This window comes from Mariniflexile sp. AS56, from assembly GCF_030552475.1.
GTDB lineage: Bacteria > Bacteroidota > Bacteroidia > Flavobacteriales > Flavobacteriaceae > Mariniflexile.
In genome coordinates this window covers 1-20510 of sequence record NZ_JAUPED010000030.1, presented here as the reverse complement: position 1 = coordinate 20510, position 20510 = coordinate 1, and the positions used below count along the sequence as shown (strand labels likewise).

The following is a 20510-nucleotide window of genomic DNA, read 5'->3' as shown; positions in this document are numbered from 1 at the left end:
TCTGAAATAGAAAAAGCTTTACAAGAAAAGGCTCTCCAGCGACCTGAAGAGGGGTTTTGGAAGGCTTATGATCGCTTACGTGAAGAAGGTGAATTATGGAACCATAAACGTGTCTATCGTGTTTATTGCAAAAAACGGCAAGACAATACCACCCTCGGCGGAAAAAAGTGAGCATAGTTAAATTATCAATAACTCATTGTATTGTATTAGTTTAAAGCCGTAAATGATCTGGTTCAAATTATCCGCTTTTAATGGTTCTCATCATCCGTCCCATCCAATAGTAAAATGGTCTCACATATTCTTCGCTACAGTAGAGTAATATGAAGTGGAGTAATACGGAGTTTTGAGTACATTAATTTTTTACTAAAAAAGTGCAATGAAATAATATAGATGTATAAAGGTTTGAGCATCGATTGAAAATTTAAGTTCAAGTAGCTCCAGTAGCCTAATCATAATGTGCTCCTGCATATATGTTCACATCTCTTTACTCACTTTATGCATATCTTTAAATCATAAATGTATTAGTGTGATATTACATATACCCAGATATTCAAGAGCATATATTAAGACTAAGACAGTCAGAGTCAACTTATTTTTCAATCTATAAATATTTTATTAACAATATTTGTATAATTTGTATATCTCTCTGTATATCTGTATATTAGTCAATAATTTCTTTTCTTTAGGAAATAAATTATCTCCCTGATAATAATACTCTTAATAGCTAAATTGTTCACCTTTTTTATTGATTAAATCATATGGTGTTCGCTAAACAGTATATCGATTACATACTAATTACCTTGAAAATTATGGATGACGCACAACCTTTTATTGAATGGATTATTCGTTTGGTGATAGCAGCGATCTTTTCAATAATTGGTTTCCTAAGTAAGCAAATATATGTCGACTGGAAGGCAAAGAAGAACAAAAATAAATCCAGACTGGAACAATTACAGGTTTTGTCTAATCTTTTAAATGAGTCAAAAAGCATTTATATAAGTCAGAATTTTATGTCTCAAAGACTTATGCAAATGCTCCGTGAGAACCATCCTGAAATACCAGTTCAGCAGCTTGGTTACGATGAAACGTTTTATCAATTGTATGAGCAATATCTGCCAGCGGAGGCGGAGTTACAATCCATAATTCGAAGCACTACTATGAACTCAATGTTTCGTTTGAATAAGCAAATGAGTAGCTGGCTCAACGATGACAAAGTGTTCAAGTCAAAAATACAACCCACGGAAGAAAGGAGTTCACTAGCAAAAGACCTTCAGTATTTGAAACTTCATCTTAATCAGTGGCAAGACAAATATGAGGCAGTGATTCCAGAAGATAAGAGGCGATCTCTAGTCTATTTGGCCGACGAAAAAAAGCAGGGTACAGAATTCCCAAAAAGTATTGAACAAAAAATTGAAAAAATAATTGCTAAATGTCCCTAGTATTAATCTTACCAATTAATATCTAGTTATTTTTTTTGATAATCAACTATATTATATTACCTTACGTCAAATTCCTGTAAAATAGAAGTTTACAGGATTCTCCCAGTAAAATTCCAGCTACTAATTAATAGCGAGTTATTAAAAATTAGTAGTACACCGTATCACGTAGGATTATGGTGTGTGACGTATCAAGAAACAGAAAAGTTGCTTCCTAGTTGTTTTTTTGTTGAATTTATTAGTTTGATATATTATTATGGAAATCTCAGAAATAATAGCATTAGCAGGAATCTTAGCAACAGCTATCATTGCAGTTATTAGTATTCTTATCCAAGGTAAAAGACAAAAAGAGCAAGAACAGCGCGAAGAAAAACTACATCAAGAGCAGCTTAAAAAACAAGAACAATCTCATCTAGACCAACTTAAACGAGAGGACGAGATAAGAAAGTTGAATAAAGAAGACCAAGCGCATATTGAATTTAGCCTGTACTGCAATTTCTTTGGCCCTGAAGACGGTCAGTTTTTAACGGAGGTTAATCTAATGGCCGAAAACAAGGGTAACAGGTTACAACTCTTCCCAGAAATCATGCTAAGAATAAGAGGTATCAAAAAAAATGAAAGCTTATCCCTGTACGGCAAACTTCAAAACGTAAATTTTCCCCATAAAGTTCTTGAAGAGATCAACATTATCGATAAGGAAAATTTGAACTTTTATTTTGTGGAACCCCATGTAAATCAAAGATTCACCTTCACAACTTTAATACCTGAAGAATTTAAATTTATATGTGTTCATGCAACTTTTCATTATGATGAGGCTACACCTCATACGGTCGAAAAAATAATTAAAATAGAATAAATATATGGCTTGGTCTTTACTTTCCTCGAGATTGAATTCGCTACCTCTGCTTTTAGCAGGTCCAATAGTTAGAAGAGCGGAAGCAACGAATGTTTCTATTTGGTTTGTATTAAAGCAAGATAGAGATGTCACTTTAAATATCTATCATTCAAATACTATAACTGTGACTCCTTCTTTAATGGAAGGGAAACAAAGTAAAGGTGTGGGGATAGGTGATCATGTCTTTGTTTATTGCGTTACAGCAACACCGAATTCCGACCCTTTAAGTTCTGGCCTAAACTATTTTTATGACATAGATTTTGGAAATGGAGATTCTTTAAGTGACTTAATAACAGCAGGTCTTGATTTAACTTATGATGGTAGTACAAGACCCAGTTTTGCTTTGCCACCTGATGATATTAACAAAGTTAGACTGATCCATGGATCTTGCCGAAAGGCTCACGGACAAGGTCATGACGCAATGGAGGGGATTCATGAAATAATCCTTTCAGCAGTATCAAACGGTGTAATTGACCCAATTAATCGTCCTCATCAATTGTTTCTTACTGGAGATCAAATTTATGCTGATGATGTTGCCGATGCTTTGTTGTATATGATAGATGATGCAGCCAAAGTTTTATTTAATTGGGATGAAGATGCTTTCAAATTATCCTTCGCCGATTCTGAATTAGCGCCTGGCAAAAGAGGTAATAAAGTAAAATTAGAATTAGGATTTACTTGTGGTTTAAAAACTGGGAAAAGCCATTTATTAAAGTTTCGAGAATATGCTACAATGTATTTATTTGCTTGGTCCGACGTTTTATGGCCAACGATCAATGATTTACCCAAATTTGCTGACACTTATCCTGGTGAACAACAATCAAAAAATAGAGTAGGTGCCGGAATGGGACCGATGGGGCCTTTACCTCCTATTGTTAAATATAAATATTTCGATAAGGAAGTTAAGCATCTAAAGAGATTCTTAAAGACACTAAAAAATGTAAGAAAATCGCTTGCCAACACACCCACTTATATGATTTTTGATGACCATGAAATCACAGATGATTGGAATTTAAACTGGCGTTGGTGCAAGCGAGTTTATTCAAAGCCACTAGGCAAAATAACAGTGCAAAATGGGCTTTTGGCTTACGCTCTTTTCCAATCTTGGGGCAACACCCCCGCACAATTTCAAGAGCCATCTAAAAAACACCTGTTAAATGCCGCCAGCAAATGGAGAGGGGCCAATGACCCCCATTTTTTAATAATAAAATCACTTTTAAATATTCCAACCATTAAAAAAAATGCCAGCATCTCTGACTTCCCTCAGTTATCTACAGCAACGTTTAATTGGTTCTTTAAATATGAGGCAACTAGCTATTGTGTTTATGTTCAAGATTCCAGAACTTGGAGGAGTTTTATAAAACAGAAAGGGAGAAAGAGTGATATCGACTTTGCAGATCTTATAAGCAAAAAAGGTTATCAAAGCCAATTGCCTCCGTCTTTTCCGGCGAAAGAAATAATCTTAATAATAGCTCCATGTCCGGCCATAGGGGTTCCTTTTATTGAGCAGAAGCAAAAAGATGCCTCTACCTTTAAGGAAAGAACTGGAGATGATACGGAAGCTTGGAGTTTAAATTTATATGGTTACGAAAAATTATTCAGTAATCTTGCTTCAAAAATGCCCGTAATAGGCAATAAAAGAAAGGGTAGATTAGCTATTCTTTCTGGAGATGTGCATTACGGATTATCCGCCCGTCGACAGATATGGGGAAATAATTTCATAGATGACAATCATTCAGGTGTGGAAACGAATGTGGTCTGTGCGCAATTGACTGCTAGTTCTTTCAAAAATCAAACGGATGGATTGACAGGTACCACTGCATTACACTATAGGGGCTATCCACATTCAATTGGAGGTGAGATCTCTAGCAAGCTTCCCCTAATTGAAACGGAAGCACTTCCTCCAACTGAAGAGGCCTTTGCTTGGCTCCTCGGCAATCAACAAATTATTGGTACTCCGAGTGGTCCGTTTGTTTTAAAACTACCTAAGGGTTTAAATGTAATTAGTCCTCTTCATCTTTCTCCATTTTTTGATACCGTTACCATTAATCCAAACTGGAGTTTTAGAATCGACTGGATTTTAGGTAGTAGCACCGGTACGAATCCAAGAAGAAAGGCAAATCCCACCAAAATATTAGTTCCCCCTGACCCAGGTAACAGGGCAAATTCTCTTCAAAAATATCTCTCAATGGCCAGTAACCATAGTTCCTATACCAAAGCTTGGGGGTCAGGAAAGGAAATTGTAGGCTTAAATAATCTTGGAGAAATAAGATTCAACTTTACTTCTTCAAATAAACAAATAAATCATGCTATTTGGTGGAGATTAGAACAAACTTCAGGATCAAACCCACTTCAGTTATTTCCGCTAACCACCTACTCCATACCTATAAATGAGAATGGGGATAAAAATCATAAAAATAAGAGTATCACCAGACCTACTTTTAATGGAATATAGTTATGAATAACAATTTTTTAAACATCTTATCAACGGAAATTATGGAAGTTTTCGAGCCCGTTCAAGGAGCTTCCCTAAGTGATGAATCGCTTCAAAGAATGTTTAGATATATGGGATGGAATTTTGATGAACTTACGGGACTACCATTAATCTCTGTAACGAATGTTATCAATAATATTCAAACAACAGTTCAGAACTTTAAGGATAACTCAAATAATAAAGACATTGAATCGCTAGAGAAATTTGATTCCATGCTTAAGGCGGTCCGATCAATTTTTAAAGAGGTCGAAGGCATTGCTAATGCTTTTGATGGGACAAACTTGAATCAGACTCATAAGAAAGTGGCCGTCCTTGATTTAACCCATTATCTGTTAGTAGAGTATTTGGGAAAAAAGTGTTTTTTTATTACCGAATTCCTTAGATGGATCGAGGTAATTCATATCAAAGAAGATTCTAATAGGATATTTGATACTTCCGGAAAGATTATTAGATACCCCTATGCTTTCGAGATCATAAATTTAGAACAACTAGGAGCATTCCTAAAAAATCCAGTTAAAACCATTAATAACATCTACTTTTCACCATTTGATAGAAATACAGTTAATGGTGCCCAAGCATTTACAGATAAGCTCTTTCCTATAATTGGACGTCTTGCAGAAACTATAGGAGCTTCGTTTGTCTATGGAACAAAAACCGAATATGGAATTGATTTTGGTACAGCAGGAAATGAATTGGCCAAAGGAGCATTAAGTTTGGTCTGGCAAACCCCACTCGATGAGTTGGATTTTGGAATTACTACTTTTTATTCTCCTCAAGAGAGAGGAGGGCTGGGATGGGTAATTGTGCCTTCAGGAAAGCTTGATATAGACAGTTTTTCGAAGGAGTATTACTTGCTAATAAAATCCAGTTTACAAGTCGGTGGTATGTTGATAGATGACAACGGAGATATTTCATTTGAGTCCGATGGAGGTTTATCAAAGATAACTAGCCGGCTACTGGCTTTAAAAAATGGTGATTTCAATGAGGGTCCTGCTTACTTGATTGGTGAAAAAGACGGCACTCGGTTTGAATTGGGTTTAATATCCATTGGTAGTGTATTTGAGGCGACTACTTCTGGATTAGATTTTGATGTTCATCTTAGCATTTATAACGCAAAATTCGTTATTTCAGGTAAGGGTCAAGATGGTTTTATTTCAAAAATTCTTCCTGAAAAAGATATCGAAATTCCTTTCGAGTTTATCATCGGTTATTCCAATAAAAGATCATTTTACATAGGTGGAAATGCAGGTCTGGAATTAACTTTGCCAATACAAATCAACTTTTTAGACTTAGTAAATATATCGACTATTTACCTTCAAATTTTAATTGAAGACGAGGGATTATCGGCTGAAGTTTCAGTTAGTGGTCAATGTTCAATAGGACCAATAAAGGCCATATTCGAACGTATTGGACTAACTTCCGAATTTAACTGGGCCCAAGAAAATAAAAATTTAGGGTTTGCGGATCTTTCTTTGGGTTTCAAACCACCAAACCGTGTAGGAATTGTAATCGATACTTCAACCGTAAAAGGAGGAGGGTTCTTAGGTATCGATGCAGAAAAAGGCGAATACACCGGTGTAATAGAACTTACCATTAAAGAAAAAATAGCCCTTAAGGCGATTGGCATCATCACCACCAAATTGCCCAATGGGGAAGAAGGCTATTCTCTATTGTTATTGATTACGGCAGAATTCAACCCCGTGGCACTGGGCTTCGGTTTTACCTTGAATGGTGTAGGCGGATTGATAGGGATCAATAGGGGAATGAATTTATTGGCCATTCGTGTTGGCATACAGGACAAGACCTTGGACAATATCCTTTTCCCAGAGAATCCAGTGGCAGATGCGCGCCAGATAATCGCCAACCTTAATTCCGTCTTTCCCATAGCGGAGAACAATCACGCCTTCGGACTGATGTTCCTCATTGGGTGGGGCGTACCCACATTACTGGAAGTTGAGCTGGGACTCATGATATCATTCCCCTCCTATGATATTGCGGTTATCGGAGTATTATCTACGGCTTTACCTGATAAGAAAACACCACTGCTAATATTGAACGTTGCTTTTGCTGGTACCCTTTCCTTTGAAAACAAATACCTCTTTTTTGACGCACAAATAGACAAGACATCCAAATTGCTCAATTTCTCGCTCTCCGGAAGCATGGCCTTGCGAATGCTTTGGGGTGATCAACCAAATTTTGTATTATCGGTAGGTGGGTTCAATCCTGATTTTAGCATACCATCAGACCTAGGGCTTGAGCGATTAGAACGTATTACCCTGAACCTCTTGGCCGATGACAATCCTAGATTGCTATTGAAATGTTACTTTGCAGTAACCTCCAATACCGCACAATTTGGTGCCACGATTGACTTTTTCTTTAAAAAATCTAGGTTCAAGGTCGTAGGGTTCTTCTATTTCCATGCCCTGTTCCAGTTTAGTCCTTTCTATTTTATCATTGGCATTGGTGCTACGTTGGATGTGAAGCACGGCTCCAGATCCATTCTTTCCGTGGGAGTGGAAGGTAGTCTGGAAGGGCCAACCCCATGGAAGGCAAAAGGCAATGGAAAGTTCAAAATTTGGCGAATTAAATATTCCGTATCCTTCAGTAAGACCTGGGGCGAACAAAAAGACACTTCCTTGCCAGATATTGCAATTTTCCCGGAGTTGGAAAGAGCACTTCTGGATGACAGAAGTTGGTCGGCCCTCTTGCCAGAGCATTCCACCTTGACCACCCTAAGAGACATTAATGATGAGCTCGATACCGAATCGGAGGAAAAAGATACCTTGGTCATCCATCCATTTGGAAGCTTATCATTGATACAAAGAGTAGTACCACTGGGAATAACAATTGACAAATATGGTGCTCAAAAACCAAGCGATTACAAAAAATTTAGGGTCTCCTTTGAAATTGATGGACAGAAGATAAGTACAAATCCGGTTAAGGACTTCTTTGCCCCTGCCCAGTTTTTTAAACTGACCGACGACCAAAAAATCAGTAAAATTTCCTATGAGAAATATACCGCCGGCCTGTCGGACAATTCGGAAAGCCTTCATACAAATTACAAGCGTGAAAAGGCCGTAACATATGAATACAAGCGTATCGACTCCATTGAGGAGATCACGCCCGCAAAAAAAGGTATCGCACTTGAATCTGCCTCCCAGATGGCTCTTGGAGCAAGGGGATCCGCCATTGCAAAATCAGCATTGGGAATGCAGACTGATCTGAGGAAGCGTGTTGTGGGCAAACAGATCAAATATACCGAGGAGGAATTTGTTATCGTCCATCGTGACGATCTAACACCCCTGCAGGAAACAACTAAAGGCTCGGAATTTGAAATGCAAAGTTTGTTGGACGAACTATTGGCTGAAAAGCCCGAAATGGAAAATAATCTAATGGCGGTCCCCGCCTATGAATTGGTTTAGTTATGGATGAAAAAATAGCATGTTATACATTCTTACCTTGGTCTAGAAAAGGTATCGGTTCCAAAATTACAGAAAAAGAAAATTTTGGGAATGATACAGCGAACGTTACTACTGCACGCGCCAGTATAGACATTTCAGTTAAAATAGATAGAATATCCTTGTCAGATGATACTGATACCCTAGATTTTTCAAAAAGCGTACATCTTTATGGGCCGGGGGATATTATTGGAATTGATAAAAGGTCCATTATTCGTGTAGAGCCAAAAGATGGAGTGACCAATTTTGAATACAATTACCTACCCTATATAGAATTTTATGAAGAAGATTTCCTTTGGCGTTATACACCAGCGTCGGTAAATGATATAGCTGCGGCGAATCCGAACATTAACAAAAGGCTCCGTCCATGGCTCGCTTTACTTGTTTTTAAAGAAGAAGAAGAAGAAGCAAATGCTGAATTTCGTTTTGAAAAATTTAACCCGAATTCTTCCCCATTATCATTCATAACTATACTTAAAGACAACTTGTTCCCGAAGAACGATCAATATTGGGCCTGGGGACATGTACATGTGAATCAAAGCTTAGAAGAAGAGAGTGGAGCTAGTATAAGCGGGAAATTAGACAATTTGGTACAGCGAGAGCCGAACTTTGCCTGCAGTAGATTGCTATCCCCCAGAAAACTGGAACGCAATACAAAATACCATGCCTTCTTGGTGCCTGCTTACGAAAAAGGAAGGTTGGCAGGGCTCGGCGAACCAAAAGTGGTTTTAGATACGATTGCGAGTCAGGAATATAGCTCAAAAAATACCGAGACAAAGATGCCTTACTATTATAACTGGTCTTTCCGTACCGGAGCTGAAGGCGATTTTGAAGAATTGGTTCGGAAGCTAGAATCAATGCCTATCGATGACCGCGTAGGGAGAAGATTAATGGATATACAATCTCCGGGGTATGGTCTGGCATATGATGGGAATAACGAACTTATAACGGCCATTGCCGATCCTACAGATGAAAAGGGAGCCATTTATTTGGAAGGCGCCCTAAAACCACCAAAAAGGAAGACCAAAAATTTTGTTGAAAGTGATGAACTGGCTGCCGAAAAAATGGTTGAAAAAATGGAAGGGGTATTAAACCTGGATTCCGACTTGAGAAATGAAGTGGATATGTCGGGTAAACCCTTCGAGCATCATCCCTTTTTCAAAAAAGAAAATGGGACCCCAGAAAGCATACAGAAAGACCCAATTATAATGCCTCCGATTTATGGGCGTTGGCATAATTTAAAAGATAAGGTCAACAAGGATAAACCGAATCAATGGATTAACCATTTGAACCTAGACCCAAGGCAAAGAACAGTGGCGGGTTTTGGCACCAAAGTAATCCAAAAAAAACAAGAAGACTATATGGATAGGGCCTGGGGGCAATTTGAAGGTATTAGAGATGCCAATAAGAAACTTAAACAAGCCCAATATGTAGAGCGCTTTAGTTCATCCCTCTTCAAAAATAAAATCGCTAAAATTCCGGATGATAGTTTGGTTATGGCAATGGCCAAATTACATTCCAGAATCCTCTCTAGCGAAAAAACCTTAAGCAAATTGGTTACCGAGAGTCGCTTATCCAATGCAGTGGTTTTAGCTGAATTCAGAAAAATATCCAGACCAAAAGGCGCCTTAAAAACCTTTAATACTGACAGTAATTCAATAAGTAAGGCAATACTAAAAGGATCCAATGCAGGTACCAAGCAGGCAGCCATAAGGTATGATAAGGTTCCTATTGCAGCTGATGGCTCGGTAAAGCAATTAAGCAATGCCTTGGGTTCTGTTATTAGCAATCCAACATTAAATACTACAGAGACAATTAACACCCTAAGTAGGTCAATAGACCTTACTGGAAAACCCATAGCCGCAGCTGCAAATATTCCAACTGCCAACAATGGTAGGAATGTGCGTGCAACAGTAGCCCAACCTACTGCTATTGTAGAAACCAACGTTAATCTCATACCCAAATTGAAAATTACCCTAGATGGTGATCGTATTGTTGTCAAAGCGCTTGAGAATCTTAAGCCCGAAGCAAAGCTTCAATCTTTAACAGAGAAGGAGTATCTGCCTTCACAACTTATTTTTAGTAAATATCTACAAAGTACAAACTGGACGACAATTGATTCTGGCGAGGCCTTATCATTTAATAAAGTAGCCAAGAACATTAAGTCACAATTACGACCTGAAGAACTTTATACGAAGCGGGTATTGAATAGACTTCATTTTGGTAAAAATAGTGACATACCTGATAAAGAGGTAATCGAACCCATATTTGTAGCTCCCCATTTTGATGACGCCATGTATGAACCGATGAAAGATTTGTCATCAGAGTATTTGGTACCTAACCTCAATTTAATAAAGGACAATTCCATTTCCATTCTAGAGACAAATCAAGAGTTTATTGAGAGTTATATGGTAGGCTTGAATCATGAGTTCAGCAGAGAATTACTGTGGCGGGAATATTTGACCGATCAACGCGGATCATATTTTCGACAGTTCTGGGATGTAAGTGGAAATCCTAGTTTAGGGGATCTTTCCGATATTAAGCCAATACACGAATGGAAGAACAAACCATTGGGCAAAAACGCACTTAATGGAACGCAGGCCACGGCAAATAGGTTGGTTTTGGTGATTCGGGGTGATCTATTACGAAAATATCCAAATACAATTGTTCAATTGCAAAAGGCAAGATTCAATAACCCAACAAATCCGGATATAACCATTCCTCGCGAAATTGAAGATGGTGGGGAAATTCTATATCCAGCATTTGAGGCGAAAATAGATCCGGATATTTATTTCTTTGGATTTAATATAACCGTTGATGAGGCCAGAGGTAAACTAGAGATGCCGGATCGGGATCCCGGTTATTTTGTGGTATTAAAGGAACGTACAGGGCAAATTCATTTTGGAATGGACATAGACCTCGTAGAGGAGGTCAATAGCCCAATACTAGGTGACGGAGGTGTGATTTTGGGGAATGGAATAGAAAACCGAAACAGGCCTCCCGTACCAACACCATCTTCTGGTCCGGGACAGGAAAAATCTTGGAATTCACTTTCTTGGGAAGAGTTTTCGGATACTATGTCATTTATTGATCTGGAGGAAGATGTGCCAGATAACCCAATTCGTGAGAATGTGACATGGGGTTCAAATTCCGCTGATATGGCATATATCCTATATCAAAATCCGTTCATGATGGCCATACATACATCCAAAATGGTAACGGAAGAAATGCTTAATACTTAATTTCTTGATTATGAAAACATTAGCGTCATTACAAAAGAAAATACGAAGCTCCCAAAAGGAATTGTCACGATTGGATATATCCCTCGTCAAAACACAAAATGAACAAAAGAAGCTTCTGCAAGCAATAAAAGGCGAGGAAATAAAAAGTGGTAAAACGCTTCCAAAGAGCAATCCACTAATTATAAAGGCGGCAGGCATCCAAAGCAAATTAAAAGAGTTAAAAGAGTCCCGAAGAAATTTAGCAGTTGACAATCTAAATGAAAAGCGAGAGGTATTAAAGGACAATTCACATCAAAGCTTGGTAGGAACCCTGAGTGGCGAATATCCAATATTGTTGAATCCGGTGAGGATCCAGACCCGATTTATGAAAATTAAGCATATTGCTACAGGACTTCAAAGCAAAGATATCATGGATGTGTCTGAGGCGAATCCCCGTGACAAGAAAAAAGCAGAACCGGTCCTGGAGAATGTTAAATCCTTTATTTCAAGTAGAGACAATACGGCAAACAAAATAGAGACAGATCGTTCCAAAACATTTGTTCCTCCCCTTCCCTTAGGGGCACTAAGTAATAAGAAAAGATCTTCGAGTCTGAAGATATTACCAAGTGAAAAACCGACTAAGGGAATTCAACAAATTGATGATAAAAAAGAACTTTGGTTACGAATTTACCCTGATGACATATTTATAAACACCCATGAAGAAGGGATAACACAAGATGAATATGATGCTGCCCTTAGTTTTTGGGCAGAAATACATAAAGCGGATGTGCCTACCAATAGTGATCCGCAAGAACGATACAAATTAAAAGTAGGGGCCTGGCGAGCACTTGTTAGTGGTTATGGCACCTATAGGGCGTCTTATATTGTTAAAAGCACTAGACCTGATAAGGTTTTAATAGAGAATGGTGAGCCATTTCTAAAAGTTAAACCGGTAGTAAAGGAAGTTGTTATAAAAGACTCAAGCTGGTCAAAAGCTCCTTGTACCTATATCCTTCCTGATCAATTTGTGGTCCGCCTTTATTCGAATGGAAAAAACAGAGAGGTAATAGGTCTGCCAATACCTGAGATCTTAATCGTAGGCTTAGATCCGGATGATGATGACCAAACCTTTGAATTGGAAAATGAGGAAAGAAAGATTCCTGATGATATTAAATGGTTAACTGACTTCGAAGAAGCTGTGAAAATTGGGATGGCATTAAGAATTCCGCTTACTGCTAAAGAATTCAATAAGGGCTTGGATAAAATAATTGTTCTCGGCGTAAAGTTGAGTCATGATGAAAAGCAAGGAAGAGAGACTTTGGAAAAGTTATTTGAAAATCACCGATTTTCACAGGGAGGAATGTCGTTGTTAAAACAAGGTACCCCCACGAATAATACCTCTACCAATTCCACGAATAACTCAGGAGACGAACAAGACGCCGATCAGAGTTTTAAATCTGCTCTGGAGCTGCCCTCATATGATCTAACGGATAAGCATGATGAAAAGAAAGACGGCCAACTCTTTGCGGAAGCCTTGGGCATCAGTAACCCAAACATACAATATTTACGACATGCTGAAAGTACAGATATTTGCGAAGCGATGGCTATGAATAAGGTGCTCTATCCAGCAACTTTAGGTTATGCCATGGATCAATTTTACTCAAATGTCATACCAGAATCATCACATAAAACGACACGCGAATTTTTCCAGAACCATGTAATTGGCAGAGGTTCGATACCGGCTTTTCGTGTTGATAGCCAGCCTTATGGAATAATCCTAGCAAGTTCCATGGATAAATGGAAGTACAGCAATGTTCCTTCAAATAAGTTTTACCAAGCATTGTATAAAGAGGTGTTATTAGGTTTTAGAAATACATGGAAAAGCCATATTAAGGATCTAAATTATATCACAAAGAAAGATACCAATAACGAAAATATTACCGATCGATTCCTGGATATAATTGGACTACATGCGTCAAGTGTAGACTTCTATCAAAGGTTTATTGCAGGGCCACAAGCAATATCAAATTTACCAGACCTGAAAAGTCTTCAAGTTGAAAATGATAAGAAATTTTTTGATTTGTTCTCGGTGAATCCTGCCTGGATTCTTACTTATGGTTTTCTTGAGCAAGTGAAGGAACTGTATGGACCAGTCATTGATGGGTTGGGACAATCTGAGCTTAAGAGTCTTCGAAAACTAAAAGGAACCGATAAAAATTATATAGATTTTTTACTAGAATCCACTATCAAAACCATAAGAGAGGAAAATTTTGCCAACTATTCACCCGAAAGTCCAACCCCTCCTTTTTCATTACTATATATGTTATTAAGGCATGCTGTATTAAGGGAATATTTAAATGTGGCGACCGACCTGTTGGAAAATGCAAATGCTGGTTCTGTTGTTTTAAAATATGATTTTGAAATGGATCAACTAGCATCTAGTAATGCAATGAGACCAGAACATGAAGCTTTTTTAACTGACGTCTTACTTACTAAAAACATCAAGGAAATAGAGCGTAAAACCACCGAAAAATTTCTTGCTCGGATATCGGATACTGACAAATTAGAAGAACGAAATCGTATTGCTGATGAGATAGCAACAAAAGAAATAAACACTTTGGAAAAAGAAATTTCTTTTGAAATAACAAGACTGAAATCAGCTTTTACTATTGAAAAAAACAAGTTTAAGTGTTTTGATAAACAGTTTGTTCAGCTTACCGGGGCGCTTACCTTGGATAAATACATGGAGAAACTTAAAAGCGAAAACCATGCTAAAACGGCATCCTTGGTTGATATGGATACTAGTCTGAATAAACTTAAAAATCTGCCAACTGCGCGATTGGAACGATGTTTCGCTGAGCATCTTGACTGCTGCAACTATAGATTGGATGCTTGGCAAATGGGGTTAATTTCACAGCGGTTGTTAAAGATGAGAGAAACAAATAGTGAAGGTATCTATCTAGGAGCATTTGCAATACTGGAAGAATTAAGACCAAGCGGTATACCAGGCGTTCATATTCAACCAGTAAATACGCTTAAGTTGGTGGATGTGAACCCCCAAAACAAGAAAATCCTAAACCCGATTATTGATAGTTCAAAATTTAACTCGAAAGCCCAACTCGAAGCATTTGTAAAGGAAAGCTATATTTATTTAGGCGGAGATGCTAAGGATAAAATTGTATTTAATAAAAATACAAATGCTTTTTCCTCGGCACCTATCGAAAACAAAAATATAAGCAATGGATTTATCCATACCCCCTCTACGAATCATGCCGTAGCCGCCGCTTTATTAAAAAGCGGATTTGATGCCCATACTAATGAAGACCCTTTATCTGATGCCCTTGCCGTAAAATTGGATTCCAAAAGAGTTCGAACAGCACTGTATTTCTTACAAGGCATGAGAAGAGGACAAGAAATAGCTGCACTTCTAGGTTATCAATTTGAAAGAGGATTGCACGATAATCCAACTGGCAATTTGGACCAATTGATATTAGATATTCGCACTAAATTTCCATTTACTGCTGGAAAAATGGATGATTCGAAAGTTAGTGAGGTTGAGAAAGCCGAAGCTTTTAATGTTGTTGATGGCCTAAAGCTTTTGAAAGGATTTCAAAAGAAAAATGACTTACCAAAAGAATTTGAAGATATACCGAGTACAAATAATCAAGAAAAGAATATCATAATCGAATTAAAGAAACTCGATGAGACTTTAGATGCAGTAAACGATTTAATGGTAGCCGAAAGTGTTTTTCAGATGGTTGTTGGTAGTCCGGATGGATCTTCAGCAGCTTTAAAAGTCATGAATGAAAGTGGCGACATAAACCAAATGCCAGAAATTGTAGATATTCCCAGAAAAGGAACTTCCATTACGCATCGTGTAGGTATTCAAATTCCAATTGTCAATAGAAAGGGAGCTTGGACTACTAACAGTGCCACGGCTAGATCAAAGTTTAATTCTTCCATTAATAATTGGCTTAAAAGTCAGCTGCCGGCACCAGATAAAATATGTGTGCGTGTTGACATTAATGAAGGAGAGAAAGTTGAGGAAGTGAGCATGACCGATATTCAAATGGAGGCCATTGATTTTGTTTTTTCATTGGGATCGGAGGCCACTAATCCTCAAAATGGTGAAATCCCTATTCGGGTTAAACACTTTTTGGTCAAGAATGATACTTCGGTCTCCCATTTGGACAAACTAACGGTATTATTCAATGATAATAATTTTAGGTCTTCCACCAAAATATGCCTTTTTGAAATTCTTCCGCTGGTAAAATCATTGTATAAAATTCTTATATCATCCAAATATGTACTACCAGAAGATCTCATTGAGCAATCAAAATTCGCAAATCAAGATGATGACAATGGCACTCTGAATAATAGACATTTACAAGGTTGCTTGGATGACCTTATTAACAAAAATGTGAATGACTCCATCATAAGAATAAAAGGAGAACTGTCGTTGGCAATATCAGATTTAGCTCCGATTATATCAGAGGAACAAAATATTTCCAAGACGGATTATGAAACCTATATTCGATTATGCCAGAAACTCCTAGATGCGAGCGCCTATAATTTACACACCGCCATTCCAAGTTTGGAAATTGGATTTACTTTTCAAACTAGAGATTATTGGGTTCAACAAGTAAGTAGTGTTCTTTCAGAATTAGAAAAAAAACAGAGCAAAGCAAGTTCGATGCTCGCATCAGTACCCACTTCCGATGAATCGGGAGGAAGAGCGGTTTTTGAAAAATTAAAATCGGTGGCGGAAGTATTGTTCGGAAGACAATTTCCCGTATGCCCTAGGTTCAAAATCTTAAATAAAATTGAATTTGAGCATGCGCTAAACACCGATGAACTTTTAGAGCAAAGTGATAAATATGGCGTTGAGGATTGGTTATTGGGACTATCTGTCGTTAGACCCGAATTGCATAACTATCAGACTCTTGTCCACTTAAGAGAACTCTTTAATTCTGCTGATAAAAGTATGTCATTAAGACCTATTCAGCTTCCTTATATTCCAGGTGGCAATAACAGATGGTTAGGATTGGAAATACTTGATAAGGAAAATATTCCACTAGATCCACTGTCACTAGTTTTTGAACTTCCTGTTGATTTTTCGCCTAACAACGAGCAAATGGCATTGATTATACACCAATGGACCGAGCTTATACCAGAGGAGACTATAGATAGTGGAATTGCATTGAATTATAATGGCCCCAACAATGAAGCTTCCCAGAATCTGTTGTTGTCTATCCCACCTGTTGAGGGGGAAGATTGGCAATGGGAGCATCTAGTGGATTGTGTCAATGATACGCTGGAAATGGCTAAAATGAGAGCTGTTGAACCGAAACACTTGAGAAGTGACAGTCTACTTTTCAGGATTTTACCCGGAATCATTGCGGCGGTAAACGCTGAAGGCCATACTGCTTCGCTAGATTTTGGACGAAATAACACAAGCCCATCGAACGGCTTTACCCCATCCGTATTGGATGTTAACTTCAATAATAAGGTTAAAAATGGATAACGGAACTTTAACACAGTGGAACAGGTTAGAATCAAGACCTAGAAAAGTAGATTTTACGCGAGCAATGCGAGCAGAAATAAGAGATGCGCTTTGGATGATGACCCGGCAATGGCAGCTTGGGGAACTGACAGCTCAAGATGTGGGCATTCCGATTACTGCAAAGATATTTTATCAAAATACAATTTTGGATAAACTCAGACTTGGCGAAAACAAAATTGTAGCAGTTAAAAATGATCTGCCTCTGGAAACTTTAGTCGAACGCGAAAATATCCATGTAACAAAGCGGTCCGGTAAAGACCATATAAATGATGTAGCATTAAGTAACTCCTTTAGAAAGAGGTTGATAAACCTTATAAAAGACGAAGATGGATTTACAAAAGCAATTAAGGATAATATTGTTAATGAATTAAACGAGCATCCGAGTCTTCAGTATTATCTACCTACCACCGATATTGATTCTGCAAATTTTGAAGACATTTCGATAAAAGTTAATTCAGAATTACATAAGATGCATGCGGCTTTTGCATCTAGGGCTTTTCATGGTGGTAAACTATATATTTCTTTAAAATCAGGAGATAAATTGAGTAGTTATATTACAAATTTGGCTTCCACCAATAAGAATAAACTTGATGCAATTGGAGAAATAGGAGTTGTTTGGTTTAATAATTTATTTAACCAAAGTAATTACGATAAAAACACGGCATGGCACCCTAATCAGTTGGAATATCAGTTCTCAACAGTATCTCCTGATGCCGCGGGTAATCCAATACTATTGAAAGCAAAGGAATATTATGGGGGTAGATTGGATTGGTATGCTTCAGATGTCTCTCTCGTGAACAACAATTCCAATAGTAGATTTACATCAAACCTGCGAGCTGAATTGCTTACAAAAAGCAATGATGAGGTTTTCCCGGCCGAAATTGAATTTCCAGGCGTACCTCATAGTAGGTGGTGGGAAATAGAAAATGGGAAGTTGAATTTCAGTCAAATACAGCCAAATAAAACTGATTTGGCCAAAATATTATTCGCTGAATTTGGGTTATTATTCTCCAACAATTGGTTTGTTATGCCATTGACCTTACCTTTTGGCTCCCTTACAAAAATTGAACGAATTGAAATTAAGGATACATTCGGGCAATATACACTGGTGAAACATTATCAAAATTATTCAGAAAATAAGAACTGGGGAATGTTTAGTTTGGCAAATTCTGAAACTGGCAATACCGTTCATTCTGATTATCTTTATATTCCACCTGTTGCGTATGATCTTTTAATTAGTGATCCTCTTGAAAAGATAAATTTTATACGAGATGAAATGGCTAATATGGTTTGGGGAATAGAATCAGTAATACCTGACGGAATGGGCATGGGAATAGAAGGCAAGGCCATGGCAACCCAAATACGTGAATATTATAATAGACTCACCTCAGAAAAGGTTAATAACGAAAGCAACGTAGCAAAGATCGAATATCAATTGGTTACAGAAGTTCCTGAAAACTGGATTCCTTTTATTCCAGTAAAAGTTCAAAATGATAATCCTCTCAGTAGGCAAATTCAGCTTCAAAGAGCACAGTTACCGAGAATAGTTGGAGAAAATAACCCTATGAGAATTGAACCCAGAACTTCATTACTGTTAAGAGAGCAATCTCCCTACTATATCTTCGAAGAAGAAATTCCAAAATCTGGAGTGATTATAGAATTACACTGGCAAAGAACTCGAATGGCTAATGGAAAAAATGTGATTTGGCTAGGAAGAAAGAAGACAAATGGAAGAGGTGAAGGTTCGAGTGCTTTGGCATATGATCAGATAAAGTCCGAATAATTTCTCTATAAATGTTCTGAGGATTACAGTGTTTCTTATGTTAAGGTGCAAAAAACGGCAAGACAATACCACCCGCGGCGGAAAAAAGTGAGCATAGTTAAATTATCAATAACTCCTTGTATTATATTAGTTTAAAGCCGTAAATGATCAGGTTCAAATTATCCGCCTTTAATGGTTCTCATCATCCGTCCCATCCAGATACGGCAGTGATTGAGGGAAAGAAGATGTCATTACCTGGGGAGGTCTCCAAAACTACGAGTTGGTTATATGGAGAAGTCAGCAGAGGTCATAGTACCTACAGGAAACGAGCAGAGGCAATACCTCCGATGGTCTCACAAGTAGGGAAGGACTGAACATTAAATTACGTTGGAATTCGATTAGGATGCTTAGCTAGCCTAGTTTTAAACCAACAGGAGTACACGAATTATTGAATCTATGATTGAACAGGTATTATCAGCAACAAATCTTTTTAAGGCAACACGCCAAGTGGAGCGCAATAAAGGTGCGAGCGGTGTAGATGGTATGAAAACAACGTCACTTTCGGCATACATATTAGAAAATCGTTCGCTTATATTATCTACAATTCGCACAAATAGCTATGTGCCAAATTCAATTTTAGGAGTAAATATTCCAAAAGGCCAGGGTAAAACCCGACTATTAGGAATACCAACGGTAGTAGATAGGTGGCTACAACAGGCGGTAAGCCAACAATTAATGGTTCATTTTGAATATGAATTTGAAGCCTTTAGTTACGGTTTCCGTCCACAAAAGAACCTCCAAAAAGCAGTACTCCAAGCTCAAGGGTATATCAATTCTGGTTACCAAGATATTGTAGATATTGATTTGCAAGGATTCTTTGATCAAGTAGACCACTGTATTTTATTACAACTTATCTACCGCAAAGTAAAATGTCCAACCACCTTGCGATTAATCCGAAAATGGCTAAGAGCGCCTATTTTAATAAATGGAAAGCTCAAAAAGCGCAGAAAAGGTATCCCGCAAGGCAGTCCCATTAGTCCCTTATTATCTAATATAATGTTGGATGTTTTGGACAAAGAAATAAGAAGTATGGGCTTGCGCTATGTTCGCTACGCAGACGACTTTAGTGTTTACGCTAAAAGCAAAAGTGAGGCTAAACAAATAGGAAATAAACTGTTTGTCTTTTTAAGAGATAGATTGAAACTACCTATAAATAAAGCCAAAAGTGGCATTCGCAGACCTGTAAACTTTGAGTTACTCGGGCATGGTTTTGTACCTGTCTATAAAAAGGGTGTTAAAGGGCAATATGCATTAGTGGTAGCTAAGAAAAGTTGGGCAAAGTTAAAACGTAACCTAAAAAGCATCACCAAGAAAACCAAGCCGATGTCGTTATTGGAACGTCTGGAACGGCTTAATCAAGTCTGTCGAGGCTGGATGAATAATTACCGCTTAACCAATATCTATGCAAAAGTTAAAAAGCTAGATGAGTGGTTAAGAAACCGGTTACGCTATTGTATTTGGCATGATTGGAAAAAGCTAGAGAGGAAACGTAAAAACCTCATTCAATTAGGTATAGAAATCGGACAAGCCTATGCTTGGAGTCGTGTAGGCTTCCCCTGGTTAGAACTGTTTAAATTTCCAAAACTTCTATAAAGTTATCTTTTTTTAATTTAATATTATT

General features: G+C 37.7%; 8 protein-coding genes and 1 pseudogene. All 9 read left to right on the top strand.

The window, feature by feature from the left end:
- Positions 1-129, top strand: a pseudogene (locus Q5N74_RS18315) (IS3 family transposase); the annotation flags it as partial.
- A gap of 680 nt (positions 130-809) precedes the next feature.
- On the top strand, positions 810-1439 hold the full coding sequence (locus Q5N74_RS18310; RefSeq protein WP_304390446.1) for a hypothetical protein: 630 nt from the start codon (positions 810-812) through the stop codon (positions 1437-1439).
- A 253-nt stretch (positions 1440-1692) separates the two neighbouring features.
- Positions 1693-2292: a hypothetical protein gene (locus tag Q5N74_RS18305; RefSeq protein ID WP_304390445.1), complete on the top strand. Its 600-nt coding sequence runs from the start codon at positions 1693-1695 to the stop codon at positions 2290-2292.
- A 4-nt stretch (positions 2293-2296) separates the two neighbouring features.
- Positions 2297-4786 carry a hypothetical protein gene (locus Q5N74_RS18300; protein ID WP_304390444.1) on the top strand — a complete coding sequence of 830 codons (2490 nt, stop codon included), beginning with the start codon at positions 2297-2299 and terminating at the stop codon, positions 4784-4786.
- A gap of 2 nt (positions 4787-4788) precedes the next feature.
- Entirely contained in the window at positions 4789-8247 is a 3459-nt protein-coding gene (locus Q5N74_RS18295; protein WP_304390443.1) for a DUF6603 domain-containing protein, read from the top strand.
- 734 nt (positions 8248-8981) lie between these two features.
- Complete coding sequence (locus Q5N74_RS18290; protein ID WP_304390442.1) at positions 8982-11525, top strand: hypothetical protein; 2544 nt, start codon at positions 8982-8984, stop codon at positions 11523-11525.
- A gap of 10 nt (positions 11526-11535) precedes the next feature.
- On the top strand, positions 11536-17028 hold the full coding sequence (locus Q5N74_RS18285; RefSeq protein ID WP_304390441.1) for a hypothetical protein: 5493 nt from the start codon (positions 11536-11538) through the stop codon (positions 17026-17028).
- On the top strand, positions 17021-18850 hold the full coding sequence (locus Q5N74_RS18280; RefSeq protein WP_304390440.1) for a hypothetical protein: 1830 nt from the start codon (positions 17021-17023) through the stop codon (positions 18848-18850). The genes Q5N74_RS18285 and Q5N74_RS18280 overlap by 8 nt, the downstream gene beginning before the upstream one ends.
- Before the next feature lie 435 nt (positions 18851-19285).
- Entirely contained in the window at positions 19286-20482 is a 1197-nt protein-coding gene (gene ltrA / locus Q5N74_RS18275) for a group II intron reverse transcriptase/maturase (RefSeq protein ID WP_304390439.1), read from the top strand.
- Positions 20483-20510: the final 28 nt, after the last annotated feature.